This window comes from Arthrobacter sp. UYP6 (assembly GCF_040547315.1).
Classification (GTDB): Bacteria; Actinomycetota; Actinomycetes; order Actinomycetales; family Micrococcaceae; genus Arthrobacter_B.
In genome coordinates this window covers 301,547-322,137 of the sequence record NZ_JBEPPM010000001.1, presented here as the reverse complement: position 1 = coordinate 322,137, position 20,591 = coordinate 301,547, and the positions used below count along the sequence as shown (strand labels likewise).

The window sequence follows — 20,591 nt, the reverse complement described above, 5'->3', positions numbered from 1 at the left end:
GCGTCAGGTCCAGGTCCGATAAGCGTCAGGTCAGGTCAGGTATGCGTCTGCAGGGCATTGGCCCCGTAAACCGGCGCGCGGCGCTTGTCGTGTGTTCACTTATGGTGGCCTGTGTGCGGAACTGCCTCAGCGTGTGTGCAGCTCTGGTGGCTTCCGAGCCGGGGAAGTCGCCAGACCTGCACACTGAGTGCGCCGGGGCGGCGGGAAGTCGCCGGACCTGCACACTGAGTCTCCCTGCACCAACGTATTCGACAACCTGTAGAAATCCGGGGAGAATGTCAGCAGCCGGAGGGAGCACCCGCTCATCCGGTCCGAGCCGTCTCCGGGAGGGAACATGAGCACGCGCGCCGCACGTTTGGTGCGCGGCTGGGCCGCAGCGTTCTCGGCCACGGCCGTTGCTGCAGCGTCCCATGTCCTCGCCGGCGGCGTCATCCCGCACCCGTCCATTGTGCTGTTCTGCCTCGCCCTGTCCGCAATGGTCTCCTGCGCCCTGGCCGGACGAGCTCTGTCGTTGCCGGGAACCATTGGATCCGTGCTGGCCAGCCAGGGGATCTTTCACCTGCTCTTTACCGTCGGCGGAGCGGGAATGGCCGCCGGAACCACCGGGCCTCCGGCTGCCGGCCTGAGCGCGGCAGGCCATGCGGGCCACGCCGGACATGCAGCCGCTGCGGATCCAGCAGCGCTGGCCGCGCAGTTCACCGACGCCGGAGCCGCCGGAGCCATGACTGCCGCCGGACACTCCTCGGCCGCAATGTGGCTTGGGCATCTGCTTGCGGCCGCCGCAACCGTGGTGCTTCTGCGCAACGGCGAAGCTGCCCTGCTGCGGATCCTTGAAGCCATGCGGCTGCGCATCACCCAGCTCCTGCCGCTGATCCTGCCCCTGCCGCTGGGCCCTCGGATTCCTAAACTTTCCACCCTCGTTCCTGCCGCACCACGGCGGAACCTTGGTGTTCCCCTGCTGGTGATGAGACACCGGGGACCGCCGGCTGCTGCCGTGTCCTTCTAGGCCCGCGCACTTTGCTCGGAGCCTTTCTCCCAGCAGCCGCCGGCAACAAGCCGGTGCAGAAAGCAGCCATGCCCTCGCTCTCCTCATCCATTTCCCACCAGCCCACTTCCAGCAACCGGTCTCACACCACTGCACGTAAACCGCTGGTCTTCCGGATCTTCCTGCTCGGAGCCCTGCTCATGGCAGGATTCGCAGCAGCACTCTCGACCGCTCCGGCAGCACTTGCCCATGACGAGCTGGTGAGCAGCGCACCGGCAGCCGGGGAACGTTTCGAAACGTCACCGCCGGAGCTGGAACTGGTCTTCAGCAGCGCCCTGATGGACCTGGGTAACCAGATATTGGTGCTCGACGCCGACGGCCGGAACTGGGCCGAAGCCGCCCCGGTGCTCAGCCGGGAAACCCTCGTTCAGCCGCTGCCCACTGACATGCCTGGCGGGGAGTACTCGGTCCGCTGGCGCGCAGTCTCCTCGGACGGACACCCGATCACGGGCCAGTTCGAATTCCTGGTTGGCGCAGAGGCCGTTGCCGGTTCGGCCGCTACCGCTGTTCCCGCCGAAGACGGAGCCGCGGAGGAGCCCAGCGCCGGTGCCACGGACAGTGCGGAAAGCACAGCGTCCGACGACGGCGGAACCACCCAGTGGCTTCCCATCTTCCTTGCCGGGGTGGCCGGACTGGCCGTCTATGCGGTCTACGCAGTCATGGCGCGCCGCAAGCGCAGCCGGACCGAATAATCGGACTTCAAGATCCGGACTGAACAACCGGACTGAATAGCCGGACCTCAAGATCCGGGTCCATCGCCCGGACGTTTCCGCACCCATACTTCACGGCGCACCACCCTGCCCGGCTCCACAGCGAGCCGCGGCGCGCCCATGCCTTTCAGGAGCTTCATCATGTCCTTTTTCCTGCCCTTTTCCACGTCCACACGCGCGTCCACAAACGCCACTGCCACGACCTCAATCCAGACGTCCAGAAAAACCCTGTCCCTTCTCCCGGTGGCTGCCCTGAGTCTTCTGCTGCTGGGCGGGTGTGCCGGTGACCCGGCCGATCCCGCAGTCGAAACATCCGCCCCGGCGCCGGCTTCCGCGGAGGCCGGTTCCGGAACAGCCCAGGAATCCGCCACGGCAACCGAATCCCCGCTGAGCGTCCGGGAGCCGTGGATCAAGGCTGCCGACACCGGTATGACCGGAGCCTTCGGAGTGCTGACCAACACCGGCACCGAGGATGTCCACGTGGTGGGCGCATCCTCGCCCGCAGCATCCTCCGTTGAGCTGCACGAAACAGTGGCCGGTCCGGACGGAGTATTCGCGATGGCTGAAACCGCTGACGGTTTCACCATTCCGGCCGGCGGCGAGTACGTGCTGGAGCCGGGCGCAAACCACCTCATGCTGATGGGGCTCACGGCTCCGGTCCTGCCCGGCGATCAGATCGACTTCAGCCTGGAGCTTGCTGACGGGTCCACCGTTGACTTCACCGCCACGGCCAAGGACTTCTCCGGCGCCAACGAGAGTTACCACGGGAAATGAGTGCGGCGCGGGTTCCGGGTGCCGAGGACGGCAACCGGGGAGAGAGTGCGCGAAACGGCTCCGGTGTCGACGGCGGTCGGGGAGAGAGCCCGGCGGGCAGCCCGGCCGGCAGCTCCGGCAGCTCCGGTAACTCCGGCAACTCCGGCGCCCCCGCCGCCCGCCGTGGGATGAACCGCCGGCACCTGTTGTTCGGCGGAGCCGCAGCCGGGGTGGGGGCCCTGGCTGCCGCCGGGATCGCTCTTTCGGGTGGTGCCCGCACGGAAACCGAGAGGATTGAAGACAGCGCAGCAGCCGGAACGGGGAACGGTGCCGGAACGGGGACCCGGGCTGGCGCCGCCGGCACCGCCGTCGTGCCCTTTTACGGGGCGCGCCAGAGCGGAATCGAGACGCCGGCCCAGGCCCACGCCGTGTTCCTGGCGCTGGACCTCAAGCCGGGGCTGACCCGGCAGCGCCTGGCTGCGTTGCTGCGACTGCTCTCCGATGACGCCGCCGCCCTCACTCAGGGGCGGCCGGCGCTGGCGGACACCGAACCCGAACTGGCGGTAAGCCCGGCCAGGCTGACGGTGACGTTCGGCTTTGGTCCGGCCCTCGTGGCACTGGCCGCACCGGAGCTGGCTCCGCCGTGGCTTCGGCCGCTGCCCGCGTTTGGTATAGATCGGCTGCAACCGGCCTATACCGGCGGTGATCTGCTGCTGCAGCTCTGCGCCGATGATCCGCTCACCCTGGCTCATGCCCGCCGGATGCTGCTTAAGGACAGCCGGTCCTTCGCCTCCCTGCGCTGGGTGCAGTCCGGGTTCCTGAACGCCGTCGGGTCGGGGCAGGCCGATGCCACACCGCGTAACCTGTTCGGTCAGCTGGACGGCACCGGCAACCCGAGGAAAACCGGGGAATTCGAGCGGGTTGTCTGGGGCGGCCCGGAGATCGCGCCGTGGCTGGAGAGCGGCACCTCGATGGCCATCCGGCGGATCGCCATGAACCTGGACACCTGGGACGAACTGGACCGGCGCGGACGCGAAGAAGCCGTGGGCCGCACGCTGGACACCGGTGCTCCGCTCACCGGCACCGCCGAGCACGACGCGCCGGACTTCACAGTCCGCAACAGCCTCGGGTTCGCGGTGATCGCCGACTCCTCCCATCTGCGCCGTGCCCGGCCGGACGATGAACGGCAGCGGATCTTCCGGCGCCCCTACAACTACGACGATCCGCCCGGGACCGGCGCGTCCGGCTCAAGCTCCGGGGGTGTCTCGGATTCGGGACAGATTTTTGTGTCCTACCAGGCCGACGTCGACCGGCAGTTTGTGCCGATCCAGCGGCGGTTGGATCAGCTGGACATCCTCAATGAATGGACCACGCCGGTGGGTTCCGCGGTATTCGCCGTGCCGCCGGGCGCCGCGGAGGGAGGGTTTGTGGGGGATGTGCTCTTTGGCTGAGCATCTGCCGGGGTAGGCCGGACCTGCTGCCGGGTTGTCCGACCGGGCAGGTGGAGATAGGTTGGCAGTGAATGATCAGCATGCTGATGATTCACTTCCGGTAACCCGGAAAGTGATGGCAGCGACGGCGAGATGGAGGCACAGATGGCGGACAGCTACGATCCGAACAATGACCCGGCCAATCCCGACAAGCCCAAGGATGCCGGCAAAAACGTGGAGGATGCCGCGCGGGAGGGCAGCGGCAATGACGCGCCCAGTACGGTCAAGGGCGAGCATGCCAATCCGGATCCCGCGGCCGGCAACATCACCGGGCTGGAACCCGGCGGCGGCGTACCACCGGGGGAAACCCCGCCCGCCGAGGACCAAATGAGCATGGATCAGGGGCACGACGAAAACTGAGTTCCGAGCACAGAAACTGCGGCCCGCCACCCGGATTACCCGTGGCGGGCCGCAGCTGTGTGCGGGCCGCAGTCGTGTCCGTGCCGGCACAGGCCTTCTGTTCCTCTACCGCGCGTCCAAATCCTCAAACACCAGGAATGTCTGCGTGTCCAGGATGCCGGGCATGGACTGGAGCTGGTCGAAGATGACCTGGCGCAGATGCACGTTGTCCTCGGCCCGCACCAGCAGAATCACATCGAAGGAGCCGCCCACCAGGGCAATGTGGTGGATCTCGGGAATCGCACGCAGCTGTTCCCTCAATTCCCGCCAGGAGTGCTGGCGCACCTTGAGCGTCACATAGGCGGAGGAGCGCAGCCCGGCCTTCACCGGATCGACGACGGCGGTGAACCGGCTCAGCACACCCGTCTCCGTCAGCTTCGCAATCCGGGAGTAGGCGTGGGCCCGTGAAATATGTACGGCCTCGGCCACTGCCGTAACGGAGGCCCGGCCGTTTCCGGTGAGCTCGGCCAGGATGGCGCGGTCAATTTCGTCCAAGCGAGGGGCCGTTGGCTCGGTTCCGTCCCGTGCCATAGTGTCCACATCCTTTCGCGTAATCCAGCTCACATTTGCATTTCGTCCACCACACTAACCGTAAAGGTGGCTAACATCCACGCTTTTGGCCTCGTATGGATACGAATAAGGGTCCGTCAGCATACTGGGATAACAGAACATCCACGGCGAAGAGGCTGTGGAAGTGCGGCTGACGGAGGCAAAATGACTATTTCTACGGGCAATCCGCCCCCCGGTGCCATGGAAGATCACCGCCGGGAAGCATCGCGTACCGGCAGCCCGGGCACTGACACCGGTTCGGAGCTGCTGCCCTCGGAGTCTCCGGTGCAGCTTGTGGACCCGGACGGCATCCACCGCCACGATGACCGCTACCCGCTGCCGGACGGCGACACCCTGCGCAGCGCCTACGCCCGGTTGATCAACGGCCGGCGCATCAATGACCAGGCCAACGCGCTTGTCCGGCAGGGCCGGCTTGCCGTCTATCCCTCCTCGCACGGCCAGGAAGCCTGCCAAGTGGCCGCCGCCGTCGTCCTCGGTGAGAAGGACTGGCTCTTTCCCACCTACCGCGACACCGTGGCCGTGATTGCCCGCGGAGTGGAACCGCTGCAGGTCCTAACGCTGCTGCGCGGGGACTGGCATTCCGGCTACGACCCCTATGAGCACAACACTGCTCCGCAGGCCACGCCGCTGGCCACCCAGCTGCTGCACGCCGTCGGGGTGGCGCACGCCGCCAAGCTTAAGGGCGAGGACACCGTGGTCCTGGCCATGTGTGGAGACGGCGCCACCAGCGAGGGTGATTTCCACGAAGCCCTGAACTTTGCCGCCGTCTTCCACGTTCCGGTGGTCTTCTTTGTGCAGAATAACGAGTACGCCATCTCGGTGCCGCTGAAAAACCAGTCCGTGGCGCCGTCGCTCGCGCACAAGGCCATCGGCTACGGGATGCCCGGGGAACGGGTGGACGGCAATGACCTGGCCGCGCTGCTGTCCGTCCTCGGGGCGGCGGTGGACCGGGCTCGCGAGGGCCACGGACCGTCACTGGTGGAGGCACACACCTATCGGATGCAGGCGCACACGAACGCCGACGACGCCACCCGCTACCGCACCGAGGAAGACGTTCAGGCCTGGGTGCCGCGGGATCCGATCACCCGCATGCGCACCTACCTGCGCGGCCTGTTCCTGCTCGACGACGACGCCGAAGCCGGCTTCGCAGCCGACGCCGAGACCATTGCTGCCGCCATCCGCGACGGATTGAACACCGACGTGGAACCGGATCCACAGGAACTCTTTGCCCACGTCTACACCCGCCGCACGCCTCAGCTCACCGAACAGGCAAACCTGTTGCGCGATGAACTCTCGCGCCAGGCCTGAAAGGCAGCCCCCGATGACCGTTACTGAAACCCTCGAAGCGCCGGCCGCGCCAAGCCCGTCCGCACCCGCGTCCCTCACCTTCGCCAAGGCCCTGAACACCGCACTGGCCGATGAAATGGCAGCCGATTCCGCTGTCATCATGTTCGGTGAGGACGTGGGTCCGCTGGGTGGTGTCTTCCGCATCACCGACGGGCTGACCGCCCGCTTCGGCGATGAACGCTGCTTTGACACGCCGCTGGCCGAATCCGGCATCATGGGCATGGCCGTGGGCATGGCGATGAACGGCATGCGTCCCGTAGTGGAAATGCAGTTTGACGCCTTTGCCTATCCGGCCTTTGAACAGGTGGTCAGCCATGTTGCCAAGACGGCCAACCGCACCCGCGGCAGGGTCCGCCTGCCGATGGTGATCCGGATTCCCTACGCCGGCGGCATTGGGGGAGTGGAGCACCACTGCGACTCCTCCGAGTCCTATTACGCCCACACACCGGGGTTGACCGTGGTGGCCCCCGCCACCGTCTCTGATGCCTACACGCTGCTGCGCGAGGCCATCCGGCTGAACGATCCGGTGGTGTTCCTGGAACCCAAAAAGCTCTACTGGACCAAGGAGGACGTGGATCTGGCCGCGCTGCGCAGCCGCTTTGACGCGGGGGACGTCACCGGGCACGACGACGAAGCGCACGACGACGGTGCCCGGGGTCCGGGCGGCATCGGCACCGCCGCCGTGGCCCGCGCCGGCACCGATGCCACGCTGATCGCCTACGGTCCGTCGGTGTCCACTGCCCTTGCTGCCGCCGAAGCTGCCGCGCTGGAAGGCCGGTCGCTGGAAGTGATTGACCTGCGCTCCATCGTGCCGTTCGACGATGAAACAGTCACCGCTTCGGTACGCCGTACCGGCCGTGCCGTGGTGATCTCCGAAGCTCCCGGGTTCGCGTCGGTGGCCTCGGAAATCGTGGCCCGTGTACAGGAACGCTGCTTCCATTCCCTGGCCGCGCCGGTGCTGCGCGTGACCGGGTTCGACATTCCCTATCCGGCACCCAAACTAGAGCACTGGTTCCTGCCCAGCGTGGACCGGATCCTGGACACCGTTGACGACCTGCAGTGGGAGGACCGATGAGCATGCGCACCTTCCTGCTCCCTGATCTGGGTGAGGGCCTGACCGAAGCCGAACTGGTGACCTGGCTGGTGGCCGTGGGGGACGAGATCCGGGTGGACCAGCCGGTGGCCGAGGTGGAGACCGCCAAGTCCCTGGTGGAGGTTCCTTCCCCGTTTGCCGGCACCGTGGCGCAGCTGCACGGGGAAGCCGGGCAGACGCTCGACGTCGGGCGCCCCCTGATCAGTGTCTCGCCGGCCGGCGCCGCGGCCGCCGCGCCCGAACCGGTCCTCCCTGTCAGCTCAGCCCCGGCACCGGGTAACAGCGATCCGGACGGGGAAGCGTACCGGCAGGAGGAGAAAGCCGGGTCGGGCAATGTGCTCATCGGTTACGGCACCCCCGGCGGCCACGCCGTGGCCCGCCGAACCCGCCGTCCGCGCGGTGCAGCGGTTGAACTGTCCCCTCCCGGTGCAGCTCCTCCGGTCCTTCGCGTTGTTCCTGCGGCTGCTGCGTCATCTGCTCCGGCCCCGGCGCCCTCTGCTCCTCAACCGGCAGCGCCGGCCGAAGCCCCCCGGTGCATCTCGCCCCTGGTCCGCAAACTGGCCCGCGAGGGCGGCGTACAGCTGGCGGACCTCGCCGGCTCCGGTGCCAGCGGGCTGATCCTGCGCAGTGACGTGGAAGCGGCATTGGCCGCTGCGGACACTGCGCTTTCGCCGTCGAACACTGGCGGGAGCGGCGCGGAAATCGTGCCACCAGCTGCCCTGGATCCGCGCACCGGCCTGACCATCGCCTCCCGGACACCGGTCAAGGGCCTGCGGAAAACGGTCGCCGCGAACCTCACCGCCAGCCGCAGCCGCATTCCCGAAGCCACCGTCTGGGTGGACGTGGATGCCACCGCACTGCTGGAACTGCGCGCAGACCTCAAGCGCCGGCATCCGGAGAACACCCCGGGGCTGCTGGCCTTCCTGGCCCGGTTTGTGCTGGCCGGGCTGGCGAAGTTCCCCGAGCTCAACGCCCGCTTCGACCCGGAACCGGACGGAGCGGGAAACGGCCCGGCGGGCAGCGGCACCGAAACAGGCGCCCGGATCACCGCGTATGAAGGGATTAACCTGGGCTTTGCGGCGCAGACCGACCGCGGGCTGGTGGTTCCGTCCATCCGCCGCGCAGACACCATGAACGCGCGGGCACTGGACGCGGAGATCCGCCGGCTCACGGCGTCGGCCAGGGATGGCAAAGCCACCCCCGCGGAGCTGACCTCCGGCACCTTCACCCTGAACAACTACGGTGTGTTCGGTGTGGACGGCAGCGCCGCGATCATCAACTATCCGGAGTCGGCCATCCTGGGCGTCGGCCGGATCATCGACAAGCCCTGGGTCGTGGACGGTGCCCTGGCCGTGCGGAAAATGACGGAGCTGACCCTGGTGTTCGATCACCGGATCTGCGACGGCGGGACCGCCGGAGGTTTCCTGCGTTACGTCGCCGATGCCATGGAAAATCCCGGCAGCGTCCTGGCGGACCTCTGAGCCTTCCGGCCGCTGGCCAGCCCGCCGCCTGATCGTCCTCCCGGCGTGCAGCCGGCCCGCAACATTGGCGGGCCGGCACCACCGCAGTGCCGCCGCCGCGATACCTTGGAGAGCAGCAGCTGGACCAGAGCCCCCACCGCCCGCCACCCTTCCGGCCGGGCAGTTCACGGAACCAAAGGACGGACCCATGACCGACGCATCCGGGCAGGCAACCGCACAGTGGCAGGAGGTGGCCCCGCGGGTGCTGGTGCTTGCCAACCCCGGCTTCGGGATGAACACCGGTCTGGTCATCGGCGACGAGCGGGCCCTCATCATCGACACCGGTGCCGGTCCGCGGCAGGGCTGCGCCATCCTTACGGCGGTTCGGGAACGTACCGACCTGCCGCTTATCGCCGTGAACACCCACGCACACTTTGATCATTTCTTCGGCAATGCCGTGCTGGCTGCCAACGGTGTTCAGGACATCTGGGCGACCAGCCGCTGCGCCGAATCGATCCGTGAGCACGGCGAGTCCCAGCGCCCCGCCGTCGTCCACGTGGAAGCGGAAATGGCCGCCGGCGAGGGCACATACACGGAGATCCTGGCCCCGAACCGGCTGGTGGACGGCACCCCGGTGGACCTGGATCTGGGCGGCATCTCCGTCACGCTCTTCCACCTGGGCCGCGGCCACACCGACCACGACCTGCTGGTGGGCGCCGGCGATGTCCTATTCACCGGAGACCTCGTGGAAGAGGGCGCCGACCCGTCCTTTGAGGACTCGTTCCCCAAGGACTGGATCCGGACTCTGGGCAAGGTGACGGCGCTGGAGGACCTGTATTCCCTCTTTGTGCCGGGGCACGGCACGCCGGTGACGGTGGATTTTGTGACCACGCAGATGAACAAGATGCGCACCGCTGTTGCCGTCACCCGCAGCGCCATGGACCAGGCCTCCACCGACATGACCAAGGCCATTCCCATCCTGCCGTACGGCCCGGAGCAGTCCCGCGCCCTGCTGATGCGGCTGCGGACGCTGGCCCGCTGGAAATGGCTGAAGCAGTAGGAGCGGTAGCCTGAATCGGTGCCTGCTGAATCCTTTAGCCTCAAATCCATAGCAATACCGGCGTTCGGGCCCACGCTCCTCTACGGTCTGGCCACCGGCGCCATCCTGCCGGTGATCGCCCTGACCGCCCGGGACCTCGGTGCCACCGTGGCGCTGGCGGCTTTGGTGATTACGCTGACGGGCATCGGCTCCCTGCTCACCAACGTGCCCGCCACCGTGCTCACCACCCGGTTCGGCGAAAAGTGGGCGCTGGTGATCGCCTCCGTCTGGTGCGCAGCCGCCATGGCCGCCGCTGCCCTGGCTCCGGCCCTGTGGATCTTTGCACTGGCAGTCTTCATGGTGGGGATGGCCGGTTCGGTTTTTGGCCTGGCCCGGCAGAGTTACCTGACCGAGGCTGTGCCGCTGTACTACCGGGCCCGGGCGCTGTCCACGCTCGGCGGCGTGAACCGGATAGGCGTCTTCGCAGGCCCCTTCGCCGCCGCCGGCGTCATCCACTTTTCCGGGACCTCCGGTGCGTACTGGGTGGGAACCGGGGCGGCCCTGCTGGCGGGCATCATCAGCCTGCAGGTTCCCGAACTGCGTTCTCCGGTTCGCTCAGGTCCGGGCACAGTGCCCCGCGGCGCCGGCGAACCTACCGTTCCCGCGCCAACGGTTCGGTCCGTGCTGGTCAGCCACGGCCGGGTGTTCCGGACCCTGGGACTGGGCATCGCGCTGATCGCCGCGGTCCGCGCCTCCCGGCAGGCGGTGATTCCACTCTGGGCCCAGCACATTGGCCTGGATCCCACCCAGACCGCCCTTATCTACGGACTGTCCGGTGCGATCGACATGCTGATCTTCTATCCGGCGGGCAAGGTTATGGACCTGTGGGGCCGGCGCTGGGTGGCGGTGCCCTGCATGCTCACCATGGCGGCGGGCCTGGGCCTGATGCCGCTGACCAGCACCTCCACCGGCCTGCTGCTGGTGTCCCTGATTCTGGGCTTCGGCAACGGCATCGGTTCCGGCATTGTCATGACGCTGGGAGCCGATTTCTCGCCGTCGCCGGGCCGCCCGCAGTTCCTGGGCATCTGGCGGCTCCTCGCAGACAGCGGCACCATGGCCGGGCCCGCCCTGCTCTCCGCAGTTACGGCTCTGGCGTCCCTTTCGGCGGGCATCGCGGCCACGGCGGGCCTGGGGCTGCTGGGCGCGGCCGCGCTGTGGAAATGGGTGCCGAAGGGCCGGCCCGGTTACGGCCAGCCCAACGGAACGGGAAGCGCTCCGGTCAGCGGTTCGGATCTCCCGCCTGCATAGAGAAAACCCAGCAGGCCAGGGCGCTGAGCACGTAGCCCACGCCCACAATGAGGGCCAGCCCGGACCAGAAGTACAGCAGCATGGACTCACTGCTGCCTAGCACCGTGGCGCCGCTGCTGGCATACACATACGTCACCACGCTGGTCAGCAGTGCCAGCAGCCCCGGAATCCAGCACACGGCGGAGAACACCGGAACCGCACCCCGGCCCCGTCCGCCCGGCGGCCAGTAATTCCAGTCGGGCGTGGTGCGCAGCATGACCAGCCCGCCAATGAGCGTCCAGGTGCCCACTACCAGGAAGGAGGCCACGACGTCGGCCGGCCGGTGCCACAGGTTGATGAAGGTCGCCGCGCCGGCCAGCACGGCATAGCTGCCGCCCGCGGCCGCCACAGCCGGGCGCCAGCGCGGAGAGGCCAGCAGGAACACCACGGCGGCCGCCGAGGCGGCCAGCGTGGTGTGTCCCGACGGCAGCGAATTGAAGTCCAGGGTGATGACGCCGCGGTCCGGACGGTCAAAGAAGAGCCGTTTGAGCAGCTGGCTGCTGATGTTTGCCGCCGCAAAAGTAGCCAGGGCTATCACCGCCGGTGCCAGCCGTCGTCGTCGTATGGTCATGACCAGCACCACCGCACCCGCAATGAACACCGACAGCAGCGGCAGGTTATCCAGGAACTCCAGCACCGGGACCTTGGTGCCGGGCATGGCCACCTCGGCCTCGCGCCAGGCGGACTCGTCCGCCAGCTGACCGGTGGTGGTGCGGACAAACGCCCAGTAGGTTACCGCGACGGCGGCCGCACACAGCAGGGCGCCAAACAGGAAAATTGCTGCATTGGAAGCCGGCGCGCGCCGGGCGGGAGCACGTTTGTTCAGAAGATCACGGGTATTCATTGCCTCCTAGTCTGCCACTGGAGCTTGGTACTTGCCTGAATGTCGCCGGAACCGGTGGGATGCGGCATGCGCCACTTGCCCGGACTAGGCTGGCCGGGTGGCTATCCCAGATTCTTCGTCCGCGTCCGGGTTCCGTCCGGATCTGTCCGTCCTTCTTGCCGAAGCCCGCGTTGTCTCGGTGCCCATGCGGGTGAAATTTCGCGGCATCCTGCACCGGGAAGCCCTGCTAATCCCCGGCCCGGCCGGCTGGGGCGAGTTCTCACCGTTCCCCGAATACGACGACGCCGAGGCCGTCCCCTGGCTTGCCGCCGCGCTGGAAGCAGCCGGTGAGGGGTACCCGGAGCCGGTCCGGAGCTCCGTTCCGGTCAACGGCACCGTTCCCGCTGTGGGCGTGGACCAGGTGGAAGGCGTGCTCGCCCGGTTCGGTGCGGTGCCCGCGGTGAAGGTGAAGGTGGCCGAGCGCGGCCAGTCCGTGGCCCAGGATCTGGCCCGGGTGGCTGAAGTCCGCCGGCTGCTGCCCAACGCAGGCATCCGCGTGGACGCCAACGGGGGCTGGGACGTGCCCACCGCCGTCGCCGCCCTGGAAGCCCTGGCCGAGGCCGGGCTGGAATACGCTGAGCAGCCGGTGCCGGACATCGCGGGGCTGCGTGCGGTGCGGCAGGAGCTGGCCCGCCGCGGCATTCCGGTGCTCATTGCAGCCGATGAAAGCGTTCGCAAGGAAACCGATCCGCTGCGGGTGGCGCGCGAGGACGCCGCGGACCTGATTGTGGTCAAGGTGGCACCGCTGGGCGGGGTGCGCCGCGCCCTGGAGATCGTGGCCGCGGCCGGGCTGCCCGCCGTCGTCAGCTCCGCACTGGACACCTCGGTGGGGATCCGGGCCGGCGTGGCGCTGGCCGCGTCCCTGCCCGAACTGCCGTATGCGTGCGGGCTGGGCACGCTGTCACTGATGGCCGGGGACGTCATCGAGGAATCCCTGCTGCCCGACGGCGGTGCCCTGGCGGTGCGGAACGTGCCGGTATCGGCGGAACTGCTTCAGCGGTACACCGCGGCTCCCGAGCGCCGGCAGTGGTGGCTGGACCGGCTGGCACGGGTCTACGGGGAGCTGACGGGCGGAGGGATGAGCGTATGAAGTACGTGCTTCCGTCATTGACGTGTCTGTTGGGGGGCGCCGGGCTGGCGGTGTGGATATTTGCCGGCAATCTGCTTCTCGGGCTTGGCCTGACATCCCTGGCGCTGGTGCTGTGGGCCGTTGCTCCCGGCCTTCTTGGACGGATCGGAACACAAAGCGGCACTTCCGGTGAAGTCGATCCGGCACGGGTCAAGCACTACCGGAGGCAGAACCCGGGAGCAACGATCGCTGACGGGATCCGCGCCACACGGAAGTAGGAGCCGCCGCCGGTGAATCGTCTACTTGCCCGTGAGTGTCCTGATGGTCACGGTGCCGGACGGGCCGTCTGCGGCAACACTGCGTGGGTGCGGTTTTATGGGCGCGGCACCAAGCATTGGGGTGTGCTGGACAGCTTTGCCCTGCTGCAGCAGGCGGGTGTGCTGCGCCGTCTGCGGTCCGCCGGCCCTCCTGGCTGAGTTCGGGCGGCTGGCTTTGCACAGAGCCGCCGGCCGGCAGAAGCACGCCGCCGTGCAAGGATCAACCCATGACGCTGACCGCTTTCACCCTGTCCGGACAGCACTTTCGCCTGCGCCGGGCCGGCGCCGCCGACGTCGGGCCGATCATTGAACTGCTGGCCGCCGACGAGCTGCGGCAGGATGTGGACTCCGCGGATCCTGAGCACCGCGGGGTGTATCTGGAGGCCTTCCGGCGGATCGACGCCGATCCTGCGCAGTTGCTGGTGGTTGTGGCGGACGAGCAGGAGAACGTCGTCGCCACGATGCAGCTGACCACCATCCCCGGGCTGGCCCGTGCCGGTGCAACGCGGCTGCTGGTGGAGGCGGTCCGGGTGGACGCCCGTCTTCGCGGGAACGGTCTGGGATCGGCGATGATGGCCTGGGCAGCCGACGAGGGCCGGCGGCGCGGAGCGTCCATGGTCCAGCTCACAAGCGACAGATCGCGCGGGGAGGCACACCGGTTCTATGAGCGGCTGGGCTTCACACCGTCGCATGTGGGGTTCAAGCTCTTCCTCTAGCGGGGTCTTCCAAAGGCCGGTGGCGGCGGGTTTGTTCAGCGGCGGACGGTTCGAACCGGGTCCTGGTGCCGGTGCCCCATCCTGCGGACTTGTTCACCCGGCGTTCAATCGGGATCTTCCTGCGTGTTGTCTAACGCTGCCAGCGTGGGCAGCGACACATCCACCGGAGGAAAGGCACACCCCTTGACCGACCTGTCCCAATCTGAGATCCCCACGACCGCTGAGCCACGGGAGGGAAGCGCCGTTCAGAAGAAACGGCTGCTGCCCATGCTCGGCCATACCCGGGGCAAGCGCAGCGCTGTCACCTGTGCGCTGAAGTGTGACAGCGCCTGCAGCAAAGCGGTCTGCAACACCTCGTCCAACGGCTATTTCCGGGACATCGTTTCAGCGGAGTTCTCCCGCCGCTCCGCTCTGGGAGTGGGTGCGGCCGGAGTGTTGGGCGCCGCCGTGGTGGCCCTGAGCGGTGCGGCGCCGGCCACAGCCGGTCCCTCCGGGCAGGGAATCGAAAAGGGAAACGGCAAGGGAAAGCGCCTGTCCTTCTCTCCCATCGCGCCGGTGGACGCGGCCGTGGACAGCTTTGATGTGCCGGACGGCTACGACTGGGAACCGCTGCTGCGCTGGGGGGACCCGTTGTTTGCGGACTCGCCGGAGTTCGATTTCGCGGGGCAGAGTGCTTCCGCCCAGGCCCGGCAGTTCGGCTACAACAATGACTATCTGGAAATCCTGCGCCAGCCCAACGGTAAAAAGGGTCTGCTGGTCTGCAATCACGAGTATGTGAACCCTGCCATCATGTTCCCCGCCGCCCCGGCCTCAGCGGCCGAGGAAGCCGGGCGCCGCGCCATCTTCCGCAACGCCGTCGGCATGTCAGTGGTGGAACTGGAGCGCAAGGCCAAAGGCACGCCCTGGTCCTACATCCGAGGCGCCCGGCTGAACCGGCGGATCACGCTGGACACCGTTTTTGAACTGACCGGACCGGCCGCCGGATCCGAGCTGCTCAAGACCGGCGCGGACCGGGAGGGGCGGTTTGTGCTGGGAACGCTGGGCAACTGTGCCGGCGGCAGCACGCCGTGGGGCACCGTGCTCTCCGGCGAAGAGAACTTCAACGGCTTCTTCCGCACCGAGGGCACCAGTGCGGAGGATAAACGGTACGGTCTGGGCAACAAGGCCACGGCCATGGGATGGGAACAAGAAGACCAGCGCTTTGACGCGCGGAACCCGGGCACCCGCAACGAGCCCAACCGGTTTGGCTACATTGTGGAACTCGATCCGGAGGATCCCAACTCAACGCCGCGCAAGCACACCAGCCTGGGCCGGTTCAAGCATGAGGGTGCCAACGTGATCATTGCGCGCAACGGCAAGGCCGTGGCGTACATGGGCGATGATGAGCGCTTCGACTACCTGTACAAGTTTGTCTCAAAGAATAAGTACAAGAAGAACGACCGGCGCCACAACATGACACTGCTCGCCGAGGGGGACCTATATGTGGCCCGGTTTGCCGGCAACTCGCCGGCGGGCGAAATCGACGGCACCGGGACCGTGCCTGCGGACGGCGGGTTTGACGGCAGGGGAAGCTGGCTGCCGCTGGTGGTGCGCGGCAAGTCCGCGATTGCGGGCATGAGCGTGGAGGAAGTCCTCGTATATACCCGGATCGCTGCGGACAAGGCCGGAGCCACCAAGATGGACCGCTGCGAGGATGTGGAACCGAGCCTTGCCACCGGGCGGGTCTATGTGGCCTGCACCAATAACTCCAACCGGGGCATCAACGGCAACGCCGCCGCCGACGAGGTGAATCCGCGGCGCGAAAACCGCGACGGGCACATCGTGGAAATCATCGAGGACCGCGACGACGCCACGGCCACCGGCTTCCGTTGGAACCTGCTGATGCTGTGCGGGGATCCGGCCCAGGGGGATGCCACCTATTTCAGCGGCTATCCGCGGGACAAGGTAAGCCCGATTTCCTGCCCGGACAACCTTGCCTTTGATTCCGCCGGCAACCTCTGGATTTCCACCGACGGCGCCCCGTCCGGCATCGGCTACAACGACGGGTTGTTCAAAGTGGCCCTGACCGGACGTGAACGCGGCAAAGTGGAGCAGTTCCTGTCGGTGCCCCGGGACGGAGAAACCTGCGGACCGGTGATCCATGATGAGGAATCCATGGTGTTCGTGGCCGTGCAACATCCGGGTGAAGACGGCAGCTACGGCGCGCACACCTCCTTCTTTCCGGACTACGTGCCCGACGGCGGTGCGCCGGCTGCCGGGAAAGTCCGGGCGCCGCGCCCGTCTGTAGTGCAGGTCTTCCGCCAGGACAGGCCTTAGGGGCCGACGTACTCGCCTGTGTAGCCATCGACGGTTCCCGATTGGATGCCCTCGCACTGGGAAATCCCGCCTGACGTTACCGGCGCATAGTTGAGGCAAAATGCCACGTAGTAGGGCATGCCCTCCTGCCAGGCGGCGTAGGCCTGTTCATGCGTAAAGGTGAACCTGGTGGGACTGTCGCGCCAGGAGATTTCTTCGTAACCCTGCGGCCACTGCTCCGGATTGTTGTAGAAGAAGCACATCTGGGTGTCTCCGGAAGTGAAGAAGGTGTCCCGGGCGCAGTATTCGGACATGGTGATGTCGCCGTTGATTACGGCGTTCATGGCCTCTTCCGGCGTCATTTCCAGTGCTGATCTGGTGGGGCGCTGCTGGACCGGCGCGGAAGAGGCGGGAGTCGGTACCGGGGTGTTCGAGGACGTCTCGGAGGCGGCAGGAGAAGGGGACGGTGCGGGTGCCGACACAGTGACCGTGACCGGCGCCTGCGCTGTCCCATCGGGGGTGTTTGTGCAGGCGGAGAGAGCAACAAAGGCCGTGGCCGCAGTGGCAGCCAGTCTGATGGAGGATTTCATGTCGTTTCCTTCGAAGGAGCGGTTGCTCCTTTTAAGGCTCGTCGCATGCCGTCCCTGGAAACAAGGCCTTACGGAAAACGCTCCGTACCGCTACGCCAGGGACAGGAAGAGCTGTTCCAGTTCCTTCTTGTCCATGGTGTTGTCCTTCTGGGTCAGGCACTGCTCCAGACCCGTGGCAATGATCAGGAAGCCCGCCCGGTCCAGCGCCTTGGACACGGCAGCCAGCTGCGTGACGATGTCCTTGCAGTCCTTGCCCTCTTCCAGCATGCGGGTGACCGCGGTCAGCTGGCCCTGGGCGCGCTTAAGCCGGTTGATAACCGGAGTGAGCTCTGTTGCATCAAGTTCCATGGAGATTCTCCGAAGCTAGGGGAACGCCCAGTTTATACCCCCGTGGGTGTTTGACTACCCCCGGGGGTATCGGTAATACTGGGTGGGGTATCCGCCTTCCCCGTCCTGAGAGGACCCCATGGCTTCCGCAACACCATCATCTGCCGCATCCGCAACCGCCGTCACCACCATCGATGCGCAGACTCTGCAGACCTGGCGGCAGGAGCATCCGGACTTGATTGTGCTGGATGTCCGCTCCGCAGCCGAGTTCGAATCCCTGCACATTGCCGGTTCGGTCAACGTTCCGTTGCCGCTGCTGAAGGATCACGCCGATTCAGTGGCCAAGCGCCTCGGCGGACGGACCGTGCTGGTCTGCCAGTCGGGTGTCCGTGCCGAGCAGGCCCGCCAGCGCCTTGGCGCAGCGGGCATCGATACAGCCACCGTCCTCACCGGGGGAGTCCCGGGCTATGCGGCGGCCGGCGGCAACGTTGTCCGCGGGAAGGAACGCTGGGATTTGGAGCGCCAGGTGCGCCTGGCGGCCGGGTCCCTGGTGCTGGCCGGCCTGACCGGCGGCCGTTTCGCTTCCCCCAAGGTCCGAACCATTGCCGGTTTCATCGGTGCCGGGCTGACCTTCTCCGCCGCAACCAACACCTGCGCCATGGGCAAGGCGCTCTCGGTCATGCCGTGGAACAGGGCCGCTGCCGAGCCCACCCATGACGATGTTCTGGCCAGCCTGCCGTCCGCACCTGCAGAATCCCCGGAGGCAGCGGCGTCGTGATCGTTGCCCTTCTGCTGGGCCTCCTCGTCGGAATCGTCCTTGGCGTGGTCGGCGGCGGCGGCTCCATCATCGCCGTTCCGGCGCTGGTCTACGGTGTGGGCCTCAGCCCGTCGGAGGCGATCCCCACCTCCCTGCTGGTGGTGGGTGTATCTTCGCTGGCTGCGCTGATCCCGCGGATCCGCGGCTCTGTGAACTGGCCGGTGGTGGCCCTGGTGGGTGCAGCAGGCATTCCGTCGTCCTGGGGCGGCGCCGCAGTTGGCAGCCTCCTGGACCCGGACCTGCTGATGCTGGCCTTTGCGGCCATCATGGTCATCGCTGGAATCCGGATGCTCTCCGGAGCCAAGGAGGCAGAGGGGTCCTGCAGCACCGGGCCATCCCGGTCCTTCCGGACCTGCGCGCCTAAGGCAATCGCCGTCGGCCTGCTCGTTGGATTCCTCACCGGGCTGCTGGGGGTAGGCGGCGGCTTCCTGATTACTCCTGCCCTGACAATTTTCCTTGGACTGCGCATGAAGCAGGCCATTGGAACGTCGCTGGCCATCATCGTCATCAACTCCGCCGCCGGATTCAGTGCGCATGCCGCTGGGTTCAGCATCGACTGGTCCACCACGCTGGCGTTTGCGGTTCCCGCCGTCGTTGGATCCCTCGTCGCAGCCCGGCTGGCCCGCAGACTCAGGGACAAGCAGGTCCGCCTGGCCTTCGCGACCCTCATTTTTCTGGTCGCGGCCTGGGTCATTGTCAGCACCGTCACGGGCTGATCCAGCACGCCCGTTCCTCCACCCTTCAGCTTCAACCTCCCATTCCCATAGAAGGAGAAACCCATGCTCATCGAACGCATCTATGACGAAGACCTGGCCCAGGCCAGCTACCTGATTGGCTGCCAGGCCAAGGGCGAGGCGATCGTCGTCGACGCCCGCCGCGACATCGCCGGTTACTTGGACCTCGCCGCCGCCAACGGCATGAAGATCGTGGCTGTTACCGAAACCCACATTCACGCCGATTTCCTCTCCGGCACCCGGGAACTGGCCGCTGCCACCGGCGCCACGCTCTACGTTTCCGGTGAAGGCGGACCCGACTGGCAGTACGATTTCGCGGGCGAACGCCTGCAGAACCTGGACACCATCAAGCTCGGCAACATCACCGTCCAGGCCCTGCACACCCCCGGCCACACTCCGGAGCACCTGTCCTTCCTGATCACCGACGGCGCGTTCAGCGACGCACCCGGCTACCTTCTCTCCGGTGACTTCATCTTCTCCGGCGACCTCGGCCGCCCGGACCTGCTGGACGAAGCCGCCGGTGGCGTGGACACCCGCTTTGCCGGTGCCAAGGCGCTGTTCGCCAGCCTGCAGAACAAGTTCCTGACCCTGCCGGACTATGTCCAGGTGCACCCCGGCCACGGCGCCGGCAGTGCGTGCGGCAAGGCGCTGGGCGCCATTCCGTCCTCCACTGTGGGCTACGAACGCCGCTTTGCCTGGTGGGGCCCCTACCTGGAGAACAACGACGAGCAGGGCTTCATCGACGAACTGCTCGACGGCCAGCCCGACGCCCACGCCTACTTTGGCCGCATGAAGCGTGAGAACCGGCACGGCCCGGCCGTCATGGGCGAGCGTGCGCCACTGCAGGAGCTGGCCGCAGGGCACGTCGCGGCTGACCTCGCGGCTGACCGCGCAATCTTCGTGGACACCCGCCCCAACACCCGGGTCCATGAAGGAACCGTCGCCGGCGCCCTGAACATCCCCGCCGGAAAGTCCCTGGCCAGCTTCGGCGCCTGGGTGGTGGATCCGGAGAAGGATCAGAACCCGCTGGTGCTGCTCGCTGCAGATCAGGAGCAGGCACAGGACATGTGGGACCATCTGGTCCGCGTGGGCATCGACAACGTGGCCGGTTACGTCACCAGCCTCGACGGGCTCCCGGCCTTCACTCCGAAGCTGATCCAGCCCTCCGAGCTGGACGGATTCGACGCCGCCATGGTGCTGGATGTGCGCAACCGCACCGAGCACTCGGCCGGGCATATCCCCGGCTCGTACCAGCTCAGCGGTGGCCGGGTGCTGTGGCTCTTGGACGAGCTGCCGGAAAACGGCACCATTGTGAGCTACTGCCAGAGCGGTGTGCGCAACTCCGTGGCGGCCAGCGGCCTGCGCCGTGCCGGATACGACGTCGTTGAACTGGACGGCAGCTACGCCGCCTGGACGGCACAAAAGTAATACGTGCTAAAGCGGCAGAATTACCGACTGTCGAATAGCTGAATGAATAGCACCGGCCCGTGCCGGGCATCGCTGCGAAAACTCGTAAGTCCCCCAACTTTCGCAATAATCTTCGCGATGCTCGGCGCCGGGCCGGTGCTTCTACGATACATGATTGGAACA

General features: G+C 66.9%; 21 protein-coding genes. 17 read left to right on the top strand and 4 right to left on the bottom strand.

All coding sequences use genetic code 11. The features are described 5' to 3' along the window. Positions 1–334: 334 nt before the first annotated feature. The 5 genes from ABIB35_RS01585 (at position 335) to ABIB35_RS01565 (ending at position 4,358) form a co-directional block, all read left to right on the top strand. Positions 335–1,006: a hypothetical protein gene (locus ABIB35_RS01585; protein ID WP_354178301.1), complete on the top strand. Its 672-nt coding sequence runs from the start codon at positions 335–337 to the stop codon at positions 1,004–1,006. A 68-nt stretch (positions 1,007–1,074) separates the two neighbouring features. After that, a complete protein-coding gene (locus ABIB35_RS01580) occupies positions 1,075–1,737 on the top strand; it encodes a copper resistance CopC family protein (RefSeq protein WP_354178300.1) in 663 nt (220 codons plus the stop codon). 159 nt (positions 1,738–1,896) lie between these two features. Beyond that, positions 1,897–2,529 carry a copper chaperone PCu(A)C gene (locus ABIB35_RS01575; protein ID WP_354178298.1) on the top strand — a complete coding sequence of 211 codons (633 nt, stop codon included), beginning with the start codon at positions 1,897–1,899 and terminating at the stop codon, positions 2,527–2,529. A gap of 167 nt (positions 2,530–2,696) precedes the next feature. Next, on the top strand, positions 2,697–3,959 hold the full coding sequence (locus ABIB35_RS01570) for a Dyp-type peroxidase (protein WP_354178385.1): 1,263 nt from the start codon (positions 2,697–2,699) through the stop codon (positions 3,957–3,959). Between the two features lie 144 nt (positions 3,960–4,103). Then, positions 4,104–4,358: a DUF6480 family protein gene (locus tag ABIB35_RS01565; protein WP_354178296.1), complete on the top strand. Its 255-nt coding sequence runs from the start codon at positions 4,104–4,106 to the stop codon at positions 4,356–4,358. Positions 4,359–4,463: 105 nt separating this feature from the next. On the opposite strand, the gene ABIB35_RS01560 is transcribed toward ABIB35_RS01565, so the two are convergent. After that, positions 4,464–4,928 carry an Lrp/AsnC family transcriptional regulator gene (locus tag ABIB35_RS01560; protein WP_354178295.1) on the bottom strand — a complete coding sequence of 155 codons (465 nt, stop codon included), beginning with the start codon at positions 4,926–4,928 and terminating at the stop codon, positions 4,464–4,466. A gap of 183 nt (positions 4,929–5,111) precedes the next feature. Between ABIB35_RS01560 and pdhA the strand changes: the two genes are divergently transcribed. From pdhA to ABIB35_RS01535, 5 genes are all read left to right on the top strand, one after another. Continuing rightward, positions 5,112–6,275, top strand: coding sequence for a pyruvate dehydrogenase (acetyl-transferring) E1 component subunit alpha (gene pdhA / locus ABIB35_RS01555; RefSeq protein WP_354178293.1), 1,164 nt, complete (start codon positions 5,112–5,114; stop codon positions 6,273–6,275). A 13-nt stretch (positions 6,276–6,288) separates the two neighbouring features. Beyond that, positions 6,289–7,389 (top strand): alpha-ketoacid dehydrogenase subunit beta, encoded by a 1,101-nt coding sequence (locus ABIB35_RS01550; protein WP_354178291.1) that lies wholly within the window; start codon positions 6,289–6,291, stop codon positions 7,387–7,389. 2 nt (positions 7,390–7,391) lie between these two features. Next, positions 7,392–8,888, top strand: a complete 1,497-nt coding sequence (locus ABIB35_RS01545) for a dihydrolipoamide acetyltransferase family protein (RefSeq protein WP_502915702.1) — start codon at positions 7,392–7,394, stop codon at positions 8,886–8,888. A 187-nt stretch (positions 8,889–9,075) separates the two neighbouring features. Further along, complete coding sequence (locus ABIB35_RS01540; RefSeq protein ID WP_354178287.1) at positions 9,076–9,927, top strand: MBL fold metallo-hydrolase; 852 nt, start codon at positions 9,076–9,078, stop codon at positions 9,925–9,927. Between the two features lie 18 nt (positions 9,928–9,945). After that, positions 9,946–11,214 (top strand): MFS transporter, encoded by a 1,269-nt coding sequence (locus tag ABIB35_RS01535; protein WP_354178286.1) that lies wholly within the window; start codon positions 9,946–9,948, stop codon positions 11,212–11,214. Here ABIB35_RS01535 and ABIB35_RS01530 read toward each other — a convergent pair. Next, a complete protein-coding gene (locus ABIB35_RS01530; protein WP_354178284.1) occupies positions 11,186–12,097 on the bottom strand; it encodes a phosphatase PAP2 family protein in 912 nt (303 codons plus the stop codon). The genes ABIB35_RS01535 and ABIB35_RS01530 overlap by 29 nt on opposite strands. Before the next feature lie 184 nt (positions 12,098–12,281). Between ABIB35_RS01530 and ABIB35_RS01525 the strand changes: the two genes are divergently transcribed. The 4 genes from ABIB35_RS01525 (at position 12,282) to ABIB35_RS01510 (ending at position 16,554) form a co-directional block, all read left to right on the top strand. After that, positions 12,282–13,226, top strand: coding sequence for an o-succinylbenzoate synthase (locus ABIB35_RS01525; RefSeq protein WP_502915701.1), 945 nt, complete (start codon positions 12,282–12,284; stop codon positions 13,224–13,226). Then, complete coding sequence (locus ABIB35_RS01520; RefSeq protein ID WP_354178281.1) at positions 13,223–13,483, top strand: hypothetical protein; 261 nt, start codon at positions 13,223–13,225, stop codon at positions 13,481–13,483. The genes ABIB35_RS01525 and ABIB35_RS01520 overlap by 4 nt, the downstream gene beginning before the upstream one ends. A gap of 266 nt (positions 13,484–13,749) precedes the next feature. Continuing rightward, the gene (locus ABIB35_RS01515; protein ID WP_354178280.1) at positions 13,750–14,238 is read left to right on the top strand and encodes a GNAT family N-acetyltransferase; all 489 of its coding nucleotides are present in this window, start codon (positions 13,750–13,752) and stop codon (positions 14,236–14,238) included. Between the two features lie 267 nt (positions 14,239–14,505). Beyond that, positions 14,506–16,554 carry a PhoX family protein gene (locus ABIB35_RS01510; RefSeq protein ID WP_354178383.1) on the top strand — a complete coding sequence of 683 codons (2,049 nt, stop codon included), beginning with the start codon at positions 14,506–14,508 and terminating at the stop codon, positions 16,552–16,554. Here ABIB35_RS01510 and ABIB35_RS01505 read toward each other — a convergent pair. Together ABIB35_RS01505 and ABIB35_RS01500 are read right to left on the bottom strand one after the other, a co-directional pair. Continuing rightward, on the bottom strand, positions 16,551–17,123 hold the full coding sequence (locus tag ABIB35_RS01505) for a hypothetical protein (protein ID WP_354178278.1): 573 nt from the start codon (positions 17,121–17,123) through the stop codon (positions 16,551–16,553). The genes ABIB35_RS01510 and ABIB35_RS01505 overlap by 4 nt on opposite strands. Before the next feature lie 90 nt (positions 17,124–17,213). Beyond that, a complete protein-coding gene (locus tag ABIB35_RS01500; RefSeq protein ID WP_354178277.1) occupies positions 17,214–17,471 on the bottom strand; it encodes a metal-sensitive transcriptional regulator in 258 nt (85 codons plus the stop codon). A gap of 118 nt (positions 17,472–17,589) precedes the next feature. Between ABIB35_RS01500 and ABIB35_RS01495 the strand changes: the two genes are divergently transcribed. The 3 genes from ABIB35_RS01495 to ABIB35_RS01485 all read left to right on the top strand — a co-directional run bounded on the left by ABIB35_RS01495 (position 17,590) and on the right by ABIB35_RS01485 (position 20,429). Then, positions 17,590–18,228 (top strand): rhodanese-like domain-containing protein, encoded by a 639-nt coding sequence (locus ABIB35_RS01495; RefSeq protein WP_354178275.1) that lies wholly within the window; start codon positions 17,590–17,592, stop codon positions 18,226–18,228. Further along, positions 18,225–18,983 (top strand): sulfite exporter TauE/SafE family protein, encoded by a 759-nt coding sequence (locus ABIB35_RS01490; protein ID WP_354178273.1) that lies wholly within the window; start codon positions 18,225–18,227, stop codon positions 18,981–18,983. The genes ABIB35_RS01495 and ABIB35_RS01490 overlap by 4 nt, the downstream gene beginning before the upstream one ends. A gap of 63 nt (positions 18,984–19,046) precedes the next feature. Then, entirely contained in the window at positions 19,047–20,429 is a 1,383-nt protein-coding gene (locus tag ABIB35_RS01485) for an MBL fold metallo-hydrolase (protein WP_354178271.1), read from the top strand. The last annotated feature ends 162 nt before the right edge of the window (positions 20,430–20,591 follow it).